The organism is Paracoccus pantotrophus, from assembly GCF_008824185.1.
GTDB lineage: Bacteria > Pseudomonadota > Alphaproteobacteria > Rhodobacterales > Rhodobacteraceae > Paracoccus > Paracoccus pantotrophus.
The window spans coordinates 242992-262135 of record NZ_CP044423.1 but is presented as its reverse complement, the minus strand read 5'-3'; the positions used below and the strand labels follow the sequence as shown (position 1 = coordinate 262135).

Sequence of the window (19144 nt, the reverse complement as noted above, 5' to 3'; positions counted from 1 at the left end):
GGGGCGGGCCTTACAGCCCGCCGAAATGGAACGCCTTGGTTTCCAGATATTCCTCGATCCCGTCCTGCGCTCCCTCGCGGCCAAGGCCCGAGGCCTTGACGCCGCCGAAGGGCGTTTCGGCATGGCTGACCGCGCCGGTGTTCAGCCCGACAAGGCCGAACTCCAAGGCCTCGCCCACGCGGAAGGCCCGCGCGATGTCGCGGGTGAAGAAATAGGCGGCCAGGCCGAAGGGCGTGCCGTTGGCGATGGCCAGAGCCTCTTCCTCGGTCTCGAAGCGGAAGATCGGGGCGACGGGGCCGAAGGTTTCCTCGGCGGCCAGCTGCATCTGGGTCGTGGCGCCGACCAGAACCACCGGATCGGCATAGGCATCGGGCAGATCGCGCGCGGCGGTGGCGCGGGTCGCGCCCTTGGACAGCGCGTCCTCGACATGGGCGCGGATCTTGGCGATGGCGGCGCCATTGATCATCGGGCCGATGGTCGTGCCCTCGGCCGTGCCGGGGCCGACCTGCAGCGCATCGACACGCTTCGCCAGCGCCGCGACGAAGGCGTCGTGGATGCCCGACTGCACCAGGATCCGGTTCGCGCAGACGCAGGTCTGCCCGCCGTTGCGGAACTTGGACAGCATCGCGCCCTCGACCGCCGCGTCCAGGTCGGCATCGTCGAAGACGATGAAGGGCGCGTTGCCGCCCAGCTCCAGCGACATGCGCTTCAGCGTCGGCGCGCATTGCTCGGCCAGCAGCGCGCCGACGCGGGTCGAGCCGGTGAAGGACAGCTTGCGCACCACCGGGCTGGCGGTCAGCGTGGCGCCGATCGCCTCGGGGCGGCCGGTCAGGATGTTGATGACGCCCGCCGGGATGCCCGCGCGTTCGGCCAGCACGCCAAGCGCCAGCGCCGAATAGGGGGTGAGGTCCGACGGCTTCACCACCATCGTGCAGCCCGCCGCCAGCCCCGGCGCCACCTTGCGGGTGATCATCGCGATGGGAAAGTTCCAGGGCGTGATGATCGCGCAGACGCCCACCGGCTCCTTCATGGCAAAGACCTTCTTGCCCGGCACCGGCGAGGGGATGATCTTGCCGTTGATGCGCCGCGCTTCCTCGGCGAACCAGCGCAGGAAGGAGGCGCCATAAAGCACCTCGCCCCGCGCCTCGGCCAGGGGTTTGCCCTGTTCCGCGGTCAGGATCTGCGCCAGGTCGTCGGCGTGGTCCAGCATCAGCTGATACCAGCCCATCAGCAGGTCGGCGCGCTCGGCATGGGTGCGCTTGCGCCAGGCCACCATGGCGCGTTCCGCGGCGGCGATGGCCTGCGCGGTTTCATCTGCCGTGCAGTCGGGCATGGTGCCCATGGCGCGGCCGGTGGCGGGGTTCATTACCTCCATGTCGGGGCGGGCGATCCACTGGCCGTCGATCAGCGCGGCCTGGCGGAACAGGCCGGGATCGTTCAACTGCGGGCCGAAATCGGTCATCTGGTTCATGCGTGTTCCTCCAGCGCGGCCAGGACGGCTGCGGTAATGGCATCGGTGCCGTGCAAGCCGGGGCGGATGCCGATGCCCCGGGCGGTGGCGGATTCGATGGCGGCCAGCACCGCATCGGCGGCGGGCTTCTCGCCCAGGTGCTCCAGCATCATCGCCCCCGACCAGATCGCGGCGATGGGATTGGCAAGGTTCCTGCCCGCGATGTCGGGGGCCGATCCATGCACCGGCTCGAACATCGACGGGCCGCTGCGGTCGGGGCAGATATTGGCCGAGGCCGCGAAGCCCAGGCCGCCCTGGATCGCCGCACCCAGATCGGTCAGGATGTCGCCGAACAGGTTCGAGGCGACGATCACGTCCAGATCCTGCGGCGCCATCACCATCTTGGCGGCCATGGCGTCGATATGCATGGGACTGACGGTCACGTCGGGATATTCGGCGGCAACCTGCTGCGTCACCTCGTCCCAGAACACCATCGAATATTTCTGCGCATTGGATTTCGTGACCGAGGTCAGGTGCCCGCGCCGCGCCCGCGCCTGTTCGAAGCCGAAGCGGATGATGCGCTCGACCCCCTTGCGGGTGAAGATCGCGGTTTCGGTGGCGACCTCGTTGTCGCGGCCCTGGTGGACGCGGCCGCCGGCGCCGGAATATTCGCCCTCGGTGTTCTCGCGGATGCAGAGGATGTCGAAGCCTTCCGCCCTCAGCGGGCCTTCCACGCCGGGCAGCAGCCGGTGCGGACGGATGTTGGCATATTGGTCGAAGGCCTTGCGGATCGGCAGCAGCAGCCCGTGCAGCGACACGGAATCCGGCACCGTGGCGGGCCAGCCGACCGCGCCCAGATAGATCGCGTCGAAGGGGCGCAGCTGCTCGATCCCGTCCTCGGGCATCATGCGGCCGGTCGCCAGACAGGTCTCGCAGGACCAGTCGAAGCGGGACGGTTCCAGCGTGAAGCCGAAGCGCGCGGCGGCGGCGTCCAGCACCTGCATCGCGGCGTCGGTCACATCCACGCCGATGCCGTCGCCGGGGATCAGCGCGATCTTGTGGGCGGTCATGGTCTTCTCCTTCAGATGTCGATCAGCACCGATTTCGTGCGGCGGTTCGCGGCGAATGCCTCGCGTCCCAGATCCTTGCCAAGCCCCGAGGCCTTCCAGCCGCCGGTCGGCAGGATATGGTCGCGCGACCGGCCATAGCGGTTGACCCAGACCGTCCCCGCCTCAAGCCGCCGGGTCAGGCGCAGGGCGCGGGACAGGTCGCGGGTGAACAGCCCGGCGCAAAGGCCATAGGTCGGGTGCTGGGCCAGGGCCAGCCCCTCCTCCTCGGTGTCGAAGGTCTGGAAGGTGGCGACCGGGCCGAAGATTTCCTCGGTCACGGCGGGATTGTCGGCCGAAACGCCGCCGATCAGGGTCGGCCGGTAGAAGCTGCCCTCGTGATCGAAGCGGGTGCCGCCGCACAGGATCTCGCCGCCCTGCGCCCGCGCCGCCTGCACGATGCCGTCGATCCGCCGCAGCTGCGGGTCCGAGATGATGGGCGAGAAGCCGGGGCTTTCCGCCCAGGTCGGCGCCGGCCGCGGCCTGGCAAAGCGGTCGGCCAGCCGCTCGGCCAGCGCATCGGCGATGCCGCGCTGCACGATGATGCGCGATCCGGCGACGCAGAACTGGCCGGCATTGGGCAGGATGCCGCGCTCCAGGCAGGTGGCGGCCAGGTCGACATCGGCATCGTCGAACACCAGCATCGGGCTTTTGCCGCCCAGTTCCAGGGTCATCGGCTTGATGCCGGTGCACGCGATATTCTCCATGATCGCCGCCCCCGCGCGGGTCGAGCCGGTGAAGCTGACCTTGTCGATGCCGGCATGCCCGGTGATCGCCGCCCCGGTGACCGGCCCGTCGCCCAGGACGACATTGACCAGCCCCGCGGGAATGCCTGCGCGCACCGACAGTTCGGCCATGTAAAGCGTGGACCAGGGCGTCATCTCGGACGGTTTCAGCACCACGGCATTGCCTGCGGCCAAGGCCGGCGCCAGCTTCCAGCCCGCCATCGAGATCGGGAAGTTCCAGGGCGCGATGGCGCCGACCACGCCATAGGGCTCGGCGGCGATGAAGCCCAGGCTGCCCGCGCCCGTGGGCACCAGGTCGCCGCCTTCCTTGTCGGCGAATTCGGCAAAGAAGCGGATCTGTTCTGCCGTCACCGGCACGTCGCCCGCGGCCACATGCGCGACCGGGCGGGAGGAGCAGACCGCCTCCAGCCGGGCGAGCGCCGGGGCCTCGGCCTCGATCAGGTCGGCCCAGGCATGCAGCGCGCGCAGACGGTCGCGGGGATGCAGGGTCGCCCATCCCGACACGGCAAGCGCCCGCCGCGCCGCCGCCACCGCGCGGTCCACCATGGCCGCATCGGCTACGGGGATATGGCCGATCACCCGGCCGCTGGAGGGGGCGCGCACCTCGAGCCGCGCCTCGTCCTCGACATAGGCGCCGTCGATGAAATGGCCTGCGGGCAGGGTCAGGGACAGGGGATCGAAGGCAAGGGTCATGGCATCCTCGGCTGTTGGGACAAGGGTGGCGCGGGGCGGCCGGCGAAAGCTGCCGAAGGGGCGCATCGGGCAGCAGAAATCACCGTGCCGCACCGAGGCACGGAAGATTATGCTGTCAGTCCTCCAGCAACGCGCCGACGGGCACCGGGCGCACCGGGGGCTGGCCGCGCAGCCGGCCCCCCTCCTGCGGAGCAAGACCGGCGTGGCGGGCGATCAGCGCAGCGGCGGCAAGCTGGCAATAGCGGCCCTGGCAGCGACCCATGCCGATGCGGCCCAGGGATTTCACGCGATTGGCCTCGGCCCCGCCCAGGCCTGCGGCATCGCGCATCTGTCCCAAGGTGATCCCCTCGCAGCGGCACAGGACAGCCGCATCGGGCAGCGCATCCAGCTGGCCCGAGGGCCAGGGAAAGGCCCGCGCCATCGCGGCGGCGAAGCGGTGCAGCCGCCGGGCGCGGCGCAGCAGCGCGCGCGTGCCGGGCGTGGCGGTCCCCAGGTCGTTCAGGCAGGCATTAGCGGCCAGGGCACCCGCGACTTCGGCGCCGTCCGCGCCCAGGATGCGCAGCCCGTCTCCGGCCAGATAGAGGCCCGGCCCCGCCCGGCCCATCTCGTCCGCGACCGGCAGCCATTGCGCCCAGGTGTCGGACCAGGCAAAGCGCGCGCCTGCCAGATCGGCCAGTTGCGTTTCCGCCCGCAGGTGCCAGCCGAGCGCCACCGCGTCGCATTCCGTGACCTGCGCCCGGCCCCTGCCATCGCGCCAATGCACCGCGTCGTCCGTGATCCGCTCCAGCCGGACGCCGGCGTGATAAAGCCGTCCAAGCCGCGCCCGCATCGCCAGCCCGCGCGCCGTCACCGCCGGGCGGGCCAGGGCCATGCCGATGCCACCCCGCATCTGCGTCGCCAGGGACGAGGTGTCCAGCACCGCCGCGACCCCTGCCCCCGCCGCCAGCAGCTGCGTCGCCACCAGGGTCAGCAGCGGCCCCGATCCTGCCAGCACGATCTGCCGCCCGATGGCCACGCCCTGCGCCTTCAGCGCGATCTGCGCCGCGCCCAGGGAATAGACCCCGGCACGCTGCCAGCCATCCACCGGGACCAGGCGATCGGTGGCCCCCGTCGCCAGGATCAGCCGGTCATGGGGAATGCGTGCCGCGCCGACATGCGCCACCCCGTCGCGGATCGCATGGACCGAGGATTGCGGGCGATAATCCACCTGCCCCGTCGCCACCATTCCGTCGAACAGCGCGTGCAGCGCCCGCGCCTTCCCGGCCTCGGAGCCATAGAGCTTTTCCGGCGGCCGGGTAAAGCCCTCGGGCGGGCGGCGATAGATCTGGCCGCCGGCCCGCGCGGCTTCGTCCACCACGACCGGGCGCAGGCCCGCGCGGACCAGCCGCTCTGCCGCGCGGATGCCCGCAGGCCCGGCGCCGACGACCAGCACCCGCGTCATGCGGGCCACCCTTGCGGCGCCTCGGAAAGCAGCCGCATCCCCGCCGCAAGGGGCGTCGAGCAGGCGCGCAGGCGCGAGCCGTCCTCGGCCCAGATCCAGCAGTCCTGGCAGGCGCCCATCAGGCAGAAGCCCGCGCGCCGTTCCGGCCCGAACTCGGCCGGGCGCAGCGATCCGGCGCCGGTCAGGATCGCGGTCAGCACCGTGTCGCCCATGAGCCCGGTCATGTCGTGCCCGTCGAAACGGAAGGCGACCGGCGCGCGCCCCGTCTCGGCCAGCCGGACCAGTTGCCCGGTCATTCCGCGGCCTGCGCAAGGGCCGGGCGCGGCAGGTCGGGGAAACGCGCGCAGACGGCGTCGAAGGCGCGGTGCACGGCCTCGGGGCCATTGCCCTCCATGCGGCGGAAGATCTCGGTCTTGGCGAAGAAGCGCCAATGGATCGGCAACGCCGCCAGGATCTCCGTCAGGGTCTCATAGGCGGCATGGGTCCAGCGCGCCTCGAAACCGTCGCGTTCGGGGCCGAAATGGAAATGCCCCTGGTGTTCCGTCGCCTGCGCCCGCAGCGCCGCCGTGGCATCGGCATCGCCGACGACCACGCCGTAATCGCGCCGCGCCGCATCGGCCGAGACATAGCCCCGCGCCACATCCTGCTCGACGCGCCAGACCTCGCGCTCGAAGGGGTTGCCGCGCCCGCCGCCCCCGGCGGAACGGATCATCAGCACATCGCCGGGGCCAAGGATCGCGGTGTCGGCAGAGCCGGTGCGCCGTTCCTCGGGCGTTCCGGGGTTCACGATCATCTCGGCCAGGCCCGCCGCCTTGCCGCCCAGGATCCCCCAGGGGCGGAAGACGCTGCGGTCGCGGTTGCGCGCGGTGATGCGGCTATCGGGGGCGAAGACGCGGAAGGCCATCTCGGTGGCCAGCCCGCCCCGCCAGCGTCCGGCCCCGCCGCTGTCCTGCGCAAGGCCGTAGCGGACGAATTCCACCGGCACCTCGGTCTCGGTGATCTCGATGGGAGTGTTCTTCAAATAGGCCGCGTCCGCGCCCGAGCCGTTGGTGCCGTCGCGCCAGGGCATGCCGCCGCCGCCGCCCACCACCGGGTTCACGGCAGCGATGACCGTCTTCTGCGTGCGCTCGTCCCGCGTCATCACGTTGATGATGCAGTTGTTGCCGGCGGGCGCGGCGGGCATCCGGTCGGGAATGGCCTGCGAGAATGCCCCGAAGATCACCGACCGCAACCGCGCGCAGGTCAGCGACCGCATCCCCACGGCAGCGGGCGCCACCGGGTTCAGCACCGTGCCTTCCGGCGCGATGCAGGTAAAGGGCCGCGTCAGCCCGGTGTTCAGCAGGATGCGCGGGTTCAGCGTGTAGAGGACGTAATAGACCCCCACCAGCAGCATGGTATGGCGCGGATCCCCGCCCGAAGGCACGTTCAGCGAACTGCCAAGCTGCGGGTCCGATCCGGTGAAATCCAGCACCGCGCTGTCGCCGCGGATCTTCAGGGTCAGGTTCAGCCGGCAGGGATTGGCCTGGTCGCTGTCCTCGTCGGCGTAATCGGCGAACTGGTAATCCCCGTCCGGGATCGCGCGCAGGATGTCGCGGGCCTGCGCCTCGGCTTGGTCCTTCAGCGCCGCGACGCCCTGGACGAAGCCCTGCTTGCCGAACCGGGCGATCATCTGATGCACCTTGCGCTCGCCGGTGTTCAGCGCGCCGACAAGCGCCTTGATGTCGCCGATGTTCAGCGCGGGCTTGCGGACATTGGTCTGCATGATCCGCAGGATCTGCTCGTCGAAGACGCCTTCGTTGACCAGCTTCATCGGCGGGAAGCGGATGCCTTCCTGATGGATCTCGGTCAGGGACCGGGACAGGGACGCCGGCACCGCGCCGCCCATGTCGGTGTTGTGGATATGCCCGCCGGTCCAGGCGACGATCTCGCCATCCGCGAAGACCGGCTTCCACAGGTGGGTGTCGGGGGCATGGGTCGCGACATGGCCGGAATAGGGGTCGTTGGTGAAGGCCACGTCGCCCGGGCGGTAATCGTCCACCATGGCGATGGCCCGGCCATAGGTCAGGCCCGGATACCAGGTCGCGCCCAGGTCCATCGGCACCGCGAAGGTGTCGCCGCCCTTGTCCATCAGCATGACGGTGAAGTCCTGCGTCTCCTTGACGAAGGCGGAATGGGCGGTGCGGTGCAGCGTATGGGCCATGTTCTCGGCCGCCGCGCGGGCGTGGTTGGCCAGGACCTGAAGCGTCATCTTGTCGAACATGGGCTTACTCCGCAAAGCTCAGGTGGATGTTCAGGTGGTCGTCCACCCGGGCCGCCGCGCCTTCGGGGATCGCGAAGGTGGTGTCTTCCTGCGCGACGATGGCGGGACCGTGGAAACGCGCGCCCCCCGTCAGGTCCGCGCGGTCATAGAGCGGGATCTCCTGCCAGGCCCCCAGATGCACCGGCACATGGCGCGCGGGCCGGGCGGGGGCGGGGTCGCCCGTCTCTGTCGGAAATTCGGGCTTCGGCCCGGCACCGATGGCGGACAGGCGCAGGTTCACGATCTCGATCCGGCCCTCGGGGTCGTCGAAATCGTAAAGACGCAGATGCGTGGCGTGGAAGGCCTGCGCGATGCGGGCGGGATCGTTCAGCCAGGCGGGTTCCAGATCGACCTCGATCTCGTAGCTTTGGCCGGCATAGCGCATGTCGGCGGACAGGCGCAGGTCGGCGGCGCCGTGATGGCCCTGGGCGGCCAGCCAGGCGCGACCGTCATCGGTCAGCGCCCGGAACGGCGCGGTCAGATCCGCGCCCAGATCGGCAAAGACCGTGCGGATGAAGTCGCCGCGCAGATCGGCCACCAGACCGCCAAGCGCAGAGACCACGCCCGGACGGCGCGGGGCGATGACGCGCGAGATCCCCAGTTCGCGCGCCAGGAACGCCCCCAGCATCGGCCCGCCGCCACCAAAGGGCATCAGAGCGAAATCCCGCAGATCGACGCCGGCCCGCGAGGACAGCTTCTCGACCTCGACGAACATCTCGGAAATCGCGATGTCGAGGATCGCCTGCGCGGTTTCCTCGGGGCTGCGGCCAAGCTGCTCGGCCAAGGCAGCAACGGCTTGCCGGGCCAGCGCCACGTCCATCTGCAACTGGCCGTAGGCCATCTGGCTGTGGCCCAGCCAGCCGCAGACCGCCATCGCATCCGTCACCGTGGCCTGTGTCCCGCCGCGTGCGTAGCAGGCCGGACCGGGGTTCGATCCCGCCGATTCCGGCCCGACGCGCAGCACCCCCTGCGCGTCCACGCTGGCGATGGAGCCACCGCCGATGCCGATGGAGCTGACCGAGACCGAGGGGATGTGCAACGGAAACTCGCCGATCAGCTCGTCCGATCCGAATTGCACCTGCCCGTCCACGATCAGCGCGAAATCGGCCGAGGTGCCGCCGATATCCAGCGTCAGGATGCGATCCTCGCCGGCCTGACGGGCCAGCCAGCTTGCGCCGATCACGCCGGATGCCGTGCCCGACAGCAGCATCGAGACGCAGTCGCGCCGCCCCTCGGCCGCCGTCATCAGCCCGCCGTTCGACTTGGTCAGCATGGCGCGGGCCGGAACCCCCTGCCCCGCCAGGCGCGATTCCAGCGCCGTCAGATAGCCCGCGACGCGCGGATGGACATAGCCGTTCAGGATCGCGGTCGAGCTGCGCTCGTATTCGCGGATCACCGGCCAGACCTCTGCCGAGGTGAAGACGAACAGATCGGGCGCCTGCGCCTCGATCTGCGCCTTGACGGCGGCCTCCTGCGAGCCGTCGCGCCAGGAATGCAGCAGCGCCACGATCACCCCCTCGGCGCCTGCGGCCTTGGCGCGGGCCACGGCATCGGCGATGGCGGCCTCATCGGGGGCGAGGGTCTGGCGGCCGTCGGCGCGCATCCGGGCGGGGATGCCGAAGATCATGTCGCGTGAGACCAGCGGGTCGGGCCGGTGGCAGAACAGCGAATACATCTCGGGCATCCGCAACCGGGCGAGTTCGATCACATCCTCGAAGCCCGCATTGGTGATCAGCGCCAGGCGCGCGCCCTTGCGCTGGATGATGGTGTTGATGCCGACCGTGGTGCCGTGCACGAAGCGGCTGACCCTTGCCGGATCCAGCCCCTCGCGTTCAGCCAGCAGCCGAAGCCCTTCCAGCAGTTCGGCGCCGGGATCGTCGGGCGTGGTCAGCACCTTCAGCGATGCGACGCGGCCCGAACTCGCCTCCAGCGCGCAGAAATCCATGAAGGTGCCGCCGATATCGACGCCGATCTTCCAGTCCGTTACGGTCCCGTCCATTCCGCCACTCCGTCATTGGTCGAGGCGATGGAACCAGAAGCGGCGATCCGCGTCCAAGACGCAAAGCGGCGCGGGCTATAAGTCGGGCTTATGCCTTCGGATCGTGTCCCGCATCAGGCTTTCCGCGCGCGACAGCACGCGGCCCTTCAGCGTCAGCAGCGACAGGGGCAGCGCCACATCGTCCAGCAGCGGGCATTGCCGGATGCCCGCGAACTGCGCCCAGGGCAGCAGCGAATCGACCACCGCAATCCCCAGTCCCGCCTGCACGAAGCCGACGGCGGTGATCGACATGTCGATTTCCAGGACCGGCTCGAACCGCAGGCCCTGGGCGCGGGCCGCCTGGGACAATTCGTGATGCGGGCGGGTCGCCGCGCGATAGGAGATCAATGCCTGATCCTGCAGGTCGGCAAGCGTCAGCCCGTCGCGGTCCAGGAACGGATGGTCCGGCGGCAAGAGACAGGTAAACCGCGTGCCCCCCAGCGGCTCGACGTCGATATCGGGCGGCATCGTGTCGTCCAGCGCCAGCGCCAGCATGACATCGCCTGCGCGCAGCATGGTGATCAGGGATGCGACCGGGGCGACATGGGCGCGCACCAGGATGTCGGGATGCGCCTTGCGATAGGCGGCCAGCACCCCCGGCAGGAAGGACATCGCCGGCGGGGGCGAGGCCGCGATGCGCACCAGCCCCGCCCGCCCCTGCCGCAGGTCGGCGGTCTTGCGGCGCAGCCCTTCCAGCCCGGCGAACAGCCGCTCGGCATCGGGCAACAGCTCCAGCGCCTCGGGCGTGGGGTGCAGGCGGCCCTTTTCGCGGGTGAACAGGGCGAAACCCAATTCGTCCTCGGCATGCAGCAGCACCTGGCTGAGGGCGGGTTGCGAGATGTTCAGCATCCGTGCCGCGGCGGTGATCGAGCCTGCGCGCATCACCGCCACGAACACCTCAAGCTGCCTGGCCCGCATCACCACCCCATAGGTTCGACTTATGGCTCACCCAAGAACCCGTCCTTGACCCTTCATGGCCCAGGGCGTTCCCTTGGGCAAGGTTTTCGGGGGAACGCGGATGTCGGCGATCGTTCTGGGTGGCGGCTTGATGGGCAGCGCAACGGCGTTCTTCCTGGCGCGCCGGGGCATCGCCACGACCCTGATCGACACCGGCCGCATCGGCGCCGGGGCGACCGTCGCATCCTTCGGCAATATCCGGCGCAGCGGGCGCTACCTGCCGCAATTGCCGCTGGCGCATCGCTCGCTTGCCCTGTGGCACCGGCTGGAGACGCTGCTGGGCCGCGACGTGGAGTTTCGCGCGACGGGCCATCTGCGGCTGATCTTCGACCCCGAGGGCCTGGCCCTGATGCGCCGCTTTGCCGAAGACGCCCGGCCCTGGGGCTTGGATCTCGAGGAGCTTGGCCCGGACCAGATCCGGCGGCGCTTTCCGGGGCTTGGGCCGGATGCCATCGCCGCGTCGTTCTCGCCCCGCGACGGCTCGGCCAACCCGCGCCTGATCGCGCCGGCCTTTGCCGATGCCGCGGCGCGGGCTGGGGTGCAGGTGGTGGACCAGGCGCAGGTGCTGTCCGTCAAGCCCGGCTTTACCGTCGAGACCTCGCGCGGAACCTTCCATGCCGATCGGTTGGTCAACTGCACGGGCCATCACGGCGCGGCTCTGGCGGCGCAGTTCGGCGAACCCGTGCCGATCGAGGTTCGCGGCCCGCAGATGGCCGTGACCGAGCCCCTGCCGCATCGCATCCTGCCGGTCGTCGGGGTCTGGTCCGCCGAGCACGGCGCCTATCTGCGGCAGGTGGAACGCGGCAACGTGGTCTTTGGCGGCGCGGTGGACCGGGGGACGGTCGGCGCGGATGGCCGTGCCCATGCCGACCCCGCCCGCCTGCCCGCGCAATTGCGCGCGGTGGTGCGCCTGTGCCCGGCCCTGCGTCATGTTGCGGTTATCCGGCAATGGTCGGGGGCCGAGGGCTATGTCCGCGACGGCCTGCCGGTCATGGGCGCCTCGGGGACCACGGCGGGGCTGTTCCATGCCTTCGGTTTCTGCGGCCACGGCTTCCAGCTGGGCCCCGGCGTGGGCGATGCGATGGCGGAACTGGTCGCAACAGGCCGCTGCGAAACGCCGCTGGAGGATTTCCACATCGGGCGTTTTGCGGCATGAGCTCAGAACTTCGCCACCTTGCCCCATTGGCTGCCCTTGAAGCGGTCCAGCCGGTATTGCGCGATCTCGGTGATCGGCGTCCGGCCCAGGATCATGTCGGCCACCAGATGCCCGACCCCCGGCCCGATCCCGAAGCCATGGCCCGACAGGCCCGCCGCCAGGACCAGGCCCGGCAGGCCGCAATCCGCGTCGATGACCGGCACCCCGTCGGGCGTGCTGTCGATGAAGCCCGCCCAGCTGGCCTGCACGGGAATGTCCCGCAACGCGGGCAGCAGGCGGCGGGCGCGGGCCAGCGTTTCCCTGACCAGGGCCTTCGACGGATGCGGGTCGAGAATCCGCACCCGCTCCATGGGCGTTTCACGATCCAGGGACCAGCGGGCGCGGGTCTCGAACCCCGCAGCCCAGCCCTGCAACCCGCCGGGGCGCAGGGCGCGCCAGCGTTTCGCGAACATCGGCAGGAAATGCCCGGCTCCGGCGATCATCCGCGGCGTCGGATCCACATTGGCCCGGCCCGAGATCGCCAGCGTATAGCCGCCGTCACCCCGGCGCGTGGCCGATACGGCAGCGGTGTGCAGGGCATCGGGCAGCCCCTCGGCCCCCGGCATCACCGACAGGATCGAACTGCGCACCGAGGCTTGCGGGAAGCCGATCCCCAGCTGGTGCAGGAAACTGCCGGCCCAGGCCCCGCCGGCCATCACCACCGTGCCGGTGCGGATCGTGCCGCGCTCGGTCACGACGCCCGCGACGCGGCCGGCCTCAAGCGCCAGCCCGCGGGCGGCGCAGGACTGGATCACATGGCCGCCATGCTTGATGATGCCCTGCGCGATCAGCGGCGCGGCGCTGGCGGGGTCGGCAATGCCGTCCGTGGGCGACCAGACGCCGCCCAGCCAGGATTTGCCGGTGGCGCGGCCGCGCTCGGCAGCCTCGGGGCCCGACAGCATCCGGGTGTCGACGCCTTCACCTTGCGCGAAGCGGCCCCAGGCGGCCCAGCCTTCCAGCTCGGCCGGGTCATCGGTCAGATACAAGAGCCCGCAGCGGCGAAAGCCGATGCCGGGGCCCAGGTCGGCGGCCATCTGCTCCCACAGGTCCAGGCTGCGCGTGGACAAGGGCAATTCGCGGGCGTCGCGATTCTGCTGCCGGCACCAGCCCCAGTTGCGGCTGGACTGTTCCGCCCCGACGCGGCCCTTTTCCAGCAGCACCACGCTTTGCTCGGCGCGGGCCAGCCAATAGGCGGCCGAGACCCCGACAATGCCGCCGCCGATCACGACGCAATCGGCGCGGGCGGGCAGGTTTCCGGCGGTCTCGATGGGCAAAAGCGGTGCGGGCATGGGGTTCTCCGGTCGTGTCACCGCAGGCTAGCGGCGGGGGGCCAGCCGCTTCTGCCGCATCTCGCGGCGGCAGCGGCATTTCCTGTCGAATTGCAGCCGGTTGGCAGCGAGGCCGAATTGCAGCAGAAGAGATCCGGAACGGGAAGGAAGATCGCATGACACCGCCGCTGAAACTGGACCGCATCGACGTGAAGATCCTGGCCGAGCTGCAGAAGAACGGCCGCATCACCAATGTCGAGCTGGCCGATCTGGTCGCGCTGTCCCCCTCGCCCTGCCTGATGCGGGTCAAGAAGCTGCAGCAGGCCGGATACATCACCGGCTATAGCGCCCAGATCAACGTGGCGAAGCTGGGCGAGACGCTGACCGTCTTTACCGAGTTCACCCTGAAGAACCACCGCCCGCCGGACTTCGCGCGCTTCCAGGAGGCGCTGGAAAAGATCGACAGCTGCATCGAATGCCACCTGGTGTCGGGCGGATACGACTATCTGGCGAAATTCGTGACCTCGGGGATCGTGGACTACCAGAACATCATCGAATCGCTGATCGACCGCGACGTGGGCGTGGACAAGTATTTCAGCTTCGTCGTGATCAAGACGCCCTTCGTCAAGACGCAGATCCCGCTGACCAGGCTATTCGCGGAACGGTCCTGACGCCGGACCGAACGAAAGAGGCCGGCCCCCGCCGGGCCTTTGCGGCCCGGCGGCAGCCGTGGACAGGACAGCTGGTCGCGAAGGCTTGGGCCCTTGCCCGTCGCAGCTACCGTCCCGCGAACTGCGCCATCAGGGCGGGATCCTGCTCCAGCCCCTTCAGCCAGCCGGTATCCAGCTGCGGGATCGACCCGATCAGCAGCCGCGAATAGGGATGCGCGGCCTCGGTCGACATGCGCGCGGCGGGCAGCGCCTCGACCACGCGGCCCTTCAGCATCACCAGAACCTCGTCGCAGATCGCCTCGACCGTGGACAGGTCGTGGCTGATGAACATGTAGGACAGGTTCAGCTCGCGCTGCAGTTCCTTCAGCAGGTCCAGGATGGCCGCCGCGACGACGGTGTCCAGGGCCGAGGTGATCTCGTCGCACAGGATCAGCTCGGGCTCGGCGGCCAGGGCGCGGGCCAGGTTCACGCGCTGTTTCTGCCCGCCCGACAATTCCGAGGGCAGGCGGTGGCGCAGGTGGCCGGGCAGGCGCACCATGTCCAGAAGCTCGATCACCCGGGCATTGCGCGCGGCCCCGGTCATGCCGTGATAGAAGGTCAGGGGCCGGGCCAGGATCGTCTCGATCGACTGCGCGGGGTTCAGCGCGGTATCGGCCAGCTGGAAGACGATCTGGACGCGGCGCAATTCGTCCTTGCTGCGCTGTTGCAGCGCGGGCGCCAGTTCCTTGCCGTCCAGCAGCAGGTTGCCGCGATAGGCGGGCAGAATGCCGGCAATGGCGCGGGCGAGCGTCGACTTGCCCGACCCGGATTCGCCGATCACGCCCAGGTTGCGGCCGCGTTCCAGCCGGAAGCTGACATCCTGCAGGATCTTCGCCGCCGGCACGCCATCACGCATCGCGCCATAGCCCGCGCAGAGATTCTGCACCGCAAGGATCGGCTCGGCCGCGTCGGGCCGGGCCACGGGAACATGCGGCACCGGCTCGAAGGCATCCAGCAGCTGGCGGGTATAGGGGTGCTTCGGCGCGTGCAGGATCTGCTCGGTCGCGCCTTCCTCCTGCACCACGCCGTTTTTCAGCACGATGATGCGGTCGGCGATCTGGGCGACCACGGCCAGGTCGTGGCTGACATAGACCCCCGCCATGGCGCCCTTGTCCATGACCGACTTGAAGGCGCGCAGCACCTCGATCTGGGTGGTCACGTCCAGCGCGGTCGTCGGTTCGTCGAAGATCACCAGCGCCGGATCGCCGATCAGCGCCATGGCCGCCGACAGGCGCTGCAACTGCCCGCCCGAGACCTGGTGCGGATAGCGGCTGCCGATGGTGTCGGGATCGGGCAGCGCCAGGGCGCGGAACAGCTGCCGCGCCTTGGCCTCGGCCTGCTCGCGCGGCATCAGCTGGTGGATGGCGGTGATCTCGACCACCTGGTCCATGATGCGCTTGGCCGGGTTGAAGGCCGCCGCCGCCGATTGCGGAACATAGGACACCTCGGTCCCGCGCATGGCGGCGCGCTGGCGTTCGGGCATCGCCGTCACGTCGCGGCGGCCCACGCGGATGGTGCCGCCCTGGATGGCGCAGCCGGGCCGCGCATGGCCCATCAGCGACAGGGCGATGGTGGTCTTGCCCGACCCGCTTTCGCCGATCAGGGCCACGATCTCGCCCGGGGCGATGTCGAAGCTGACGCCCTTGATGATCTCGACCTCGCGGCCCGAGTCGGTCCTGGCGCCGATCTTCAGGTCGCGCACGGAAACAAGCGGCTGATCCATCATTCGCTCCTGTCGCGGATGCGGGTGGGCAGGTTGTCGATGAACATGTTGACCGAGATGGTCAGCGAGGCGATGGCGATCGAGGGAAAGATCACCGCCGGCGCCCCGAGGCTGAGGCCCTCGATATTCTCGCGCACCAGGGCGCCCCAGTCGGCATTGGGCGGCTGCACGCCAAGGCCCAGGAAGGACAGGCCCGACAGCACCAGCACGATGAAGACGAAGCGCAGGCCCAGATCGGCCAGGACGGGGCCCAGGATGTTGGGAAAGATCTCGCGCAGGATGATATGGCCGAAGCCCTCGCCCCGGGCGCGGGCCACGGTGACGAAATCCATGGTATTGACGTTGACCGCCAGCGCGCGGGCAAAGCGATAGGAGCCCGGCAGGTACATGGCCGCCAGCGTCACGATCAGGATCGGGATCGACGATCCGACGGCAGCCACCACGACCAGGCCGAACAGCAGGTGCGGAATGCCGTTGAAGGCGTCCAGAAAGCGCGACAGCAGCATGTCGAACCAGCCGCCGACCACGGCCGCGATCATGCCCAGCAGCACGCCGCCCGCGCAGGCCAGGATCACCGCGGCCAGCGCGATGCCGACGGTATAGCGCGTGCCCATGATGATCCGGGACAGGATGTCGCGGCCCAGATAGTCGCTGCCCATCCAGAACTGGCTGCTCATCGGGCCGAAATAGTCGAAATCGACCATGTCGCCGGGGGGATAGGGCGCGATCCAGGGGCCGATGATGGCGATCACCGCCCAGAACAGGATCACGGCCAGACCGATGCGGCCCATCCAGTTGAAGGAATATCCCAGCCGGGCCGGGGTCGGAAGGCGCAAAGCAAGGGACATCAACGGCGCAACCTCGGGTTGGAGAGAATGGCGATCATATCGGCCAGCGTGATCAGCAGCAGATAGCTGATGCAGAAGATCATCGCGCAGCTCTGGATCAGGGGCAGGTCCCGGGTGGACACCGCGTCGACCATCAGCTTGGCGACACCGGGATAGTTGAAGACGGTCTCGACGATGATCACGCCGCCGACCAGATAGGACAGGGACAGCGCCACCGCGTTGGCAATGGGGCCAAGCGCGTTGGGCAGGGCATGGCGCAGCACCATTCGCGTGCGCGACGCGCCCTTCAGCAACGCCATCTCCACATAGGGGGTGTTGATCGTCTCGATCACCGCGGCCCGCGTCATGCGGATCATCTGGGCCGAGACGACGAAGGACAGCGAGATGACGGGCATCGCATAGGCGCGCAGCATGTCGCCGATGCTGGTCACATTGACCCCGAAGGACAGCGCGGGCAGCCAGTCCAGCCAGACGGCGAAGACCAGCACCGCCAGCGTCGCCACCATGAATTCGGGCACCGAGATGACGGAAATGGTCAGCACCGAGACCAGGCGGTCCAGCCAGGATCCGCGCCACATGGCGGCGGCGATGCCCAGGGTCAGCGCGACGGGCACGCAGACCAGCGTGACGATGCCCGCCAGGCGCAGCGTGTTCATCAACCGCCCCGACAGAAGGTCGGCCACGGCCATCTTGTTGGCATAGGACATCCCCAGATCACCCGTGGCAAGCCCGCCCAGCCAGGACAGGAAGCGCCAGATCGCCGGCTCGTCCAGGCCCATGGCGGTGCGCAGCCCGGCCACGGCCTCGGGGGTTGCGGCCTGACCCAGCAGCACCTCGGCCACGTCGCCGGGCAGCAGTTCGGTCGCGAAGAAGACCGCGAAGGACACGATCAGCAGCGTGATGAGCGCAATGCCCAGGCGCTGGCCGACCAGGATCCAGGTGGTTGCGGAACGCAGCATGTCACACCTCCATAAATGGGGATGCCCCTGCGCGCATTGCGCAGGGGCGCGGGGCGTGGGGATGTCAGCCCTCCAGCCAGACATATTCGGCGAAGGCATAGCCCATCTGGCCGCCGAGGGGATTGGGGCGCATGCCCTTCATCTTCGACGAATGCGCATCGACGTTGGAAATATAGGCAGGAATGATGGTGCCTGCCTCGGCCGCGATCATTTCCTGCATCTCCCAATAGATCGCCTTGCGCTTTTCCTCGTCCAGCAAGCCGCGCGCCTCGACCAGCATGGCGTCGAACTTCTCGGACTTGTAGTGGCTTTCGTTCCAGGGCGCGTCGGAGGCGTAGAGCAGCGAGAACAGGATGTCCGGCGTCGGCCGCGGGTTGATGTTGCCGAAATGGATCGGTGCCTTCAGCCAGTAGTTCGACCAGTATCCGTCGGACGGCACGCGCTCGATCTTGAAGGGCATGCCGGCCTGGGCGCCGGCCTGCTGGACGACCATGGCATAGTCGATGGCCGAATTCGCCGCGTCCGAGGTGACGATGGGGATCGCCTGGCCCAGCACACCGGCCTTTTCGAACAGCGCCTTGGCGCGCTCGGGGTCAAATTCGCGCGGCTTCAGGTTCGGGTTGTGATAGCGGTCCATGGCCGAGACGGGCTGGTCGTTGGCGACCTCGCCCAATCCGCGCAGCACGCCGTTCACGATGGCGTCGCGGTTCATCAGGTATTTCATGCCCTTGATGAAATCGGCCTTGTCGCCCGGCGCCATGTCCAGGCGGATGTTGAGGTTGGTATAGTTGCCAGCGGTCGAGATCGCGCTGACGACATGGTCCTGCCCCTCGATCATGCGCATGGACCGCGGGTTGATCGCGGCGGCCAGGTGGATGTCGCCCGACAGCACGGCGTTGACGCGGGCATTGTTGTCCGAGATGGCAAAATATTCGAAGCTGTCCAGATAGGGCCCGGTGCCCTTGAAATAGTTCGGGTTGCGCGTGCCGATGGAGCGCACGCCGGGTTCGAAGGTTTCGCAGAGGAAGGCGCCGGTGCCGTTGGCCTTGCTGAAATCGCTGGTGCCTTCGGCCAGGATCATGAAATGGTGCAGCGACAGGATCGTGGGCAGGTCGGCATTGGCCGCCGCCAGCACGATGCTGACGGTGCGGTCGTCGACGGCGGTGATCTCGGCCATCTGTCCGGCAATGGCGGCGGCCTTGGACCCCACGGCCGGATCCTGATGGCGCTTGAGCGACCAGACCACGTCCGACGCCGTCAAGGTCTTGCCATCGTGGAAGGTCACGTCGGGCTTCAGCCTGATCTGCCAGGTCTTGCCGTCCGTCGTCTCGATGGACTCGGCCAGTTCCATCTTCACCTCGCTGCCCTCCTCGAGGAAGGTGAGGCGGTTATAGAAGGCGCAGCAGCGGGTATAGTCGGTGGACAGGGACGCCTTGGCCGGGTCCAGCGTGTCGGCGGTCGAGGCCGACCAGCCCGCTGCCTTCAGGTGCCCGCCCGTGACCGGGGTTTGCGCGACGGCCTGACCGGCGCGCAGCAGCAGCGACCCGCCCGCGGACAGCGCCACGCCCGACGCCATCAGCATCTTGAGCAGATCCCGGCGCGAGGCGCCGCGGCGGATTGCGGCCTCGACCATCGCGTCGTCGCGGCCCGTCCAGTTGTTCGGCTTGAGGTCTTTCATGTCGTCATCCCTGTTGCTTGCCCGGCGGCTCTC

15 protein-coding genes are annotated in these 19144 nt (G+C 69.1%); 2 read left to right on the top strand and 13 right to left on the bottom strand.

Translation table 11 applies throughout. The features are described from left to right. Positions 1-10: 10 nt before the first annotated feature. The 8 genes from ESD82_RS01225 to ESD82_RS01190 all read right to left on the bottom strand — a co-directional run bounded on the left by ESD82_RS01225 (position 11) and on the right by ESD82_RS01190 (position 10691). A complete protein-coding gene (locus ESD82_RS01225; protein WP_269147206.1) occupies positions 11-1471 on the bottom strand; it encodes an NAD-dependent succinate-semialdehyde dehydrogenase in 1461 nt (486 codons plus the stop codon). After that, positions 1468-2520, bottom strand: a complete 1053-nt coding sequence (locus tag ESD82_RS01220; RefSeq protein WP_147428419.1) for a tartrate dehydrogenase — start codon at positions 2518-2520, stop codon at positions 1468-1470. The genes ESD82_RS01225 and ESD82_RS01220 overlap by 4 nt, the downstream gene beginning before the upstream one ends. A gap of 11 nt (positions 2521-2531) precedes the next feature. Continuing rightward, a complete protein-coding gene (locus ESD82_RS01215; protein WP_147428420.1) occupies positions 2532-3995 on the bottom strand; it encodes an aldehyde dehydrogenase family protein in 1464 nt (487 codons plus the stop codon). Between the two features lie 115 nt (positions 3996-4110). Next, positions 4111-5436, bottom strand: a complete 1326-nt coding sequence (locus ESD82_RS01210) for an NAD(P)/FAD-dependent oxidoreductase (RefSeq protein WP_147428421.1) — start codon at positions 5434-5436, stop codon at positions 4111-4113. Next, complete coding sequence (locus ESD82_RS01205; RefSeq protein ID WP_028710680.1) at positions 5433-5732, bottom strand: (2Fe-2S)-binding protein; 300 nt, start codon at positions 5730-5732, stop codon at positions 5433-5435. The genes ESD82_RS01210 and ESD82_RS01205 overlap by 4 nt, the downstream gene beginning before the upstream one ends. Next, a complete protein-coding gene (locus ESD82_RS01200; RefSeq protein WP_147428422.1) occupies positions 5729-7696 on the bottom strand; it encodes a hydantoinase B/oxoprolinase family protein in 1968 nt (655 codons plus the stop codon). Before ESD82_RS01200 ends, ESD82_RS01205 begins: the two co-directional genes overlap by 4 nt. 4 nt (positions 7697-7700) lie before the next feature. Continuing rightward, entirely contained in the window at positions 7701-9734 is a 2034-nt protein-coding gene (locus ESD82_RS01195) for a hydantoinase/oxoprolinase family protein (protein WP_147428423.1), read from the bottom strand. A gap of 75 nt (positions 9735-9809) precedes the next feature. Further along, on the bottom strand, positions 9810-10691 hold the full coding sequence (locus ESD82_RS01190; RefSeq protein WP_147428424.1) for a LysR family transcriptional regulator: 882 nt from the start codon (positions 10689-10691) through the stop codon (positions 9810-9812). Between the two features lie 100 nt (positions 10692-10791). On the opposite strand from ESD82_RS01190, the gene ESD82_RS01185 reads away from it, so the two are divergent. Beyond that, a complete protein-coding gene (locus ESD82_RS01185) occupies positions 10792-11886 on the top strand; it encodes an NAD(P)/FAD-dependent oxidoreductase (RefSeq protein WP_147428425.1) in 1095 nt (364 codons plus the stop codon). Between the two features lie 2 nt (positions 11887-11888). On the opposite strand, the gene ESD82_RS01180 is transcribed toward ESD82_RS01185, so the two are convergent. After that, positions 11889-13214 carry an NAD(P)/FAD-dependent oxidoreductase gene (locus tag ESD82_RS01180; RefSeq protein WP_147428426.1) on the bottom strand — a complete coding sequence of 442 codons (1326 nt, stop codon included), beginning with the start codon at positions 13212-13214 and terminating at the stop codon, positions 11889-11891. 155 nt (positions 13215-13369) lie between these two features. Between ESD82_RS01180 and ESD82_RS01175 the strand changes: the two genes are divergently transcribed. Next, on the top strand, positions 13370-13864 hold the full coding sequence (locus ESD82_RS01175; RefSeq protein WP_197029447.1) for an Lrp/AsnC family transcriptional regulator: 495 nt from the start codon (positions 13370-13372) through the stop codon (positions 13862-13864). 106 nt (positions 13865-13970) lie between these two features. On the opposite strand, the gene ESD82_RS01170 is transcribed toward ESD82_RS01175, so the two are convergent. The 4 genes from ESD82_RS01170 to ESD82_RS01155 all read right to left on the bottom strand — a co-directional run bounded on the left by ESD82_RS01170 (position 13971) and on the right by ESD82_RS01155 (position 19111). Then, positions 13971-15629 (bottom strand): ABC transporter ATP-binding protein, encoded by a 1659-nt coding sequence (locus ESD82_RS01170; RefSeq protein ID WP_322789427.1) that lies wholly within the window; start codon positions 15627-15629, stop codon positions 13971-13973. Continuing rightward, a complete protein-coding gene (locus ESD82_RS01165) occupies positions 15626-16474 on the bottom strand; it encodes an ABC transporter permease (RefSeq protein WP_028710688.1) in 849 nt (282 codons plus the stop codon). The genes ESD82_RS01170 and ESD82_RS01165 overlap by 4 nt, the downstream gene beginning before the upstream one ends. After that, positions 16474-17433: an ABC transporter permease gene (locus ESD82_RS01160; RefSeq protein ID WP_147428427.1), complete on the bottom strand. Its 960-nt coding sequence runs from the start codon at positions 17431-17433 to the stop codon at positions 16474-16476. The genes ESD82_RS01165 and ESD82_RS01160 overlap by 1 nt, the downstream gene beginning before the upstream one ends. 64 nt (positions 17434-17497) lie before the next feature. Beyond that, positions 17498-19111, bottom strand: a complete 1614-nt coding sequence (locus ESD82_RS01155; RefSeq protein ID WP_147428428.1) for an ABC transporter substrate-binding protein — start codon at positions 19109-19111, stop codon at positions 17498-17500. Positions 19112-19144: the final 33 nt, after the last annotated feature.

Bases quoted from the DNA above. Each gene is read 5' to 3' on its own strand.
- ESD82_RS01225 (WP_269147206.1), bottom strand. From the start codon at position 1,471: ATGAACCAGATGACCGATTTCGGCCCGCAGTTGAACGATCCCGGCCTG.
- ESD82_RS01220 (WP_147428419.1), bottom strand. From the start codon at position 2,520: ATGACCGCCCACAAGATCGCGCTGATCCCCGGCGACGGCATCGGCGTG.
- ESD82_RS01215 (WP_147428420.1), bottom strand. From the start codon at position 3,995: ATGACCCTTGCCTTCGATCCCCTGTCCCTGACCCTGCCCGCAGGCCAT.
- ESD82_RS01210 (WP_147428421.1), bottom strand. From the start codon at position 5,436: ATGACGCGGGTGCTGGTCGTCGGCGCCGGGCCTGCGGGCATCCGCGCG.
- ESD82_RS01205 (WP_028710680.1), bottom strand. From the start codon at position 5,732: ATGACCGGGCAACTGGTCCGGCTGGCCGAGACGGGGCGCGCGCCGGTC.
- ESD82_RS01200 (WP_147428422.1), bottom strand. From the start codon at position 7,696: ATGTTCGACAAGATGACGCTTCAGGTCCTGGCCAACCACGCCCGCGCG.
- ESD82_RS01195 (WP_147428423.1), bottom strand. From the start codon at position 9,734: ATGGACGGGACCGTAACGGACTGGAAGATCGGCGTCGATATCGGCGGC.
- ESD82_RS01190 (WP_147428424.1), bottom strand. From the start codon at position 10,691: ATGCGGGCCAGGCAGCTTGAGGTGTTCGTGGCGGTGATGCGCGCAGGC.
- ESD82_RS01185 (WP_147428425.1), top strand. From the start codon at position 10,792: ATGTCGGCGATCGTTCTGGGTGGCGGCTTGATGGGCAGCGCAACGGCG.
- ESD82_RS01180 (WP_147428426.1), bottom strand. From the start codon at position 13,214: ATGCCCGCACCGCTTTTGCCCATCGAGACCGCCGGAAACCTGCCCGCC.
- ESD82_RS01175 (WP_197029447.1), top strand. From the start codon at position 13,370: ATGACACCGCCGCTGAAACTGGACCGCATCGACGTGAAGATCCTGGCC.
- ESD82_RS01170 (WP_322789427.1), bottom strand. From the start codon at position 15,629: ATGATGGATCAGCCGCTTGTTTCCGTGCGCGACCTGAAGATCGGCGCC.
- ESD82_RS01165 (WP_028710688.1), bottom strand. From the start codon at position 16,474: ATGTCCCTTGCTTTGCGCCTTCCGACCCCGGCCCGGCTGGGATATTCC.
- ESD82_RS01160 (WP_147428427.1), bottom strand. From the start codon at position 17,433: ATGCTGCGTTCCGCAACCACCTGGATCCTGGTCGGCCAGCGCCTGGGC.
- ESD82_RS01155 (WP_147428428.1), bottom strand. From the start codon at position 19,111: ATGAAAGACCTCAAGCCGAACAACTGGACGGGCCGCGACGACGCGATG.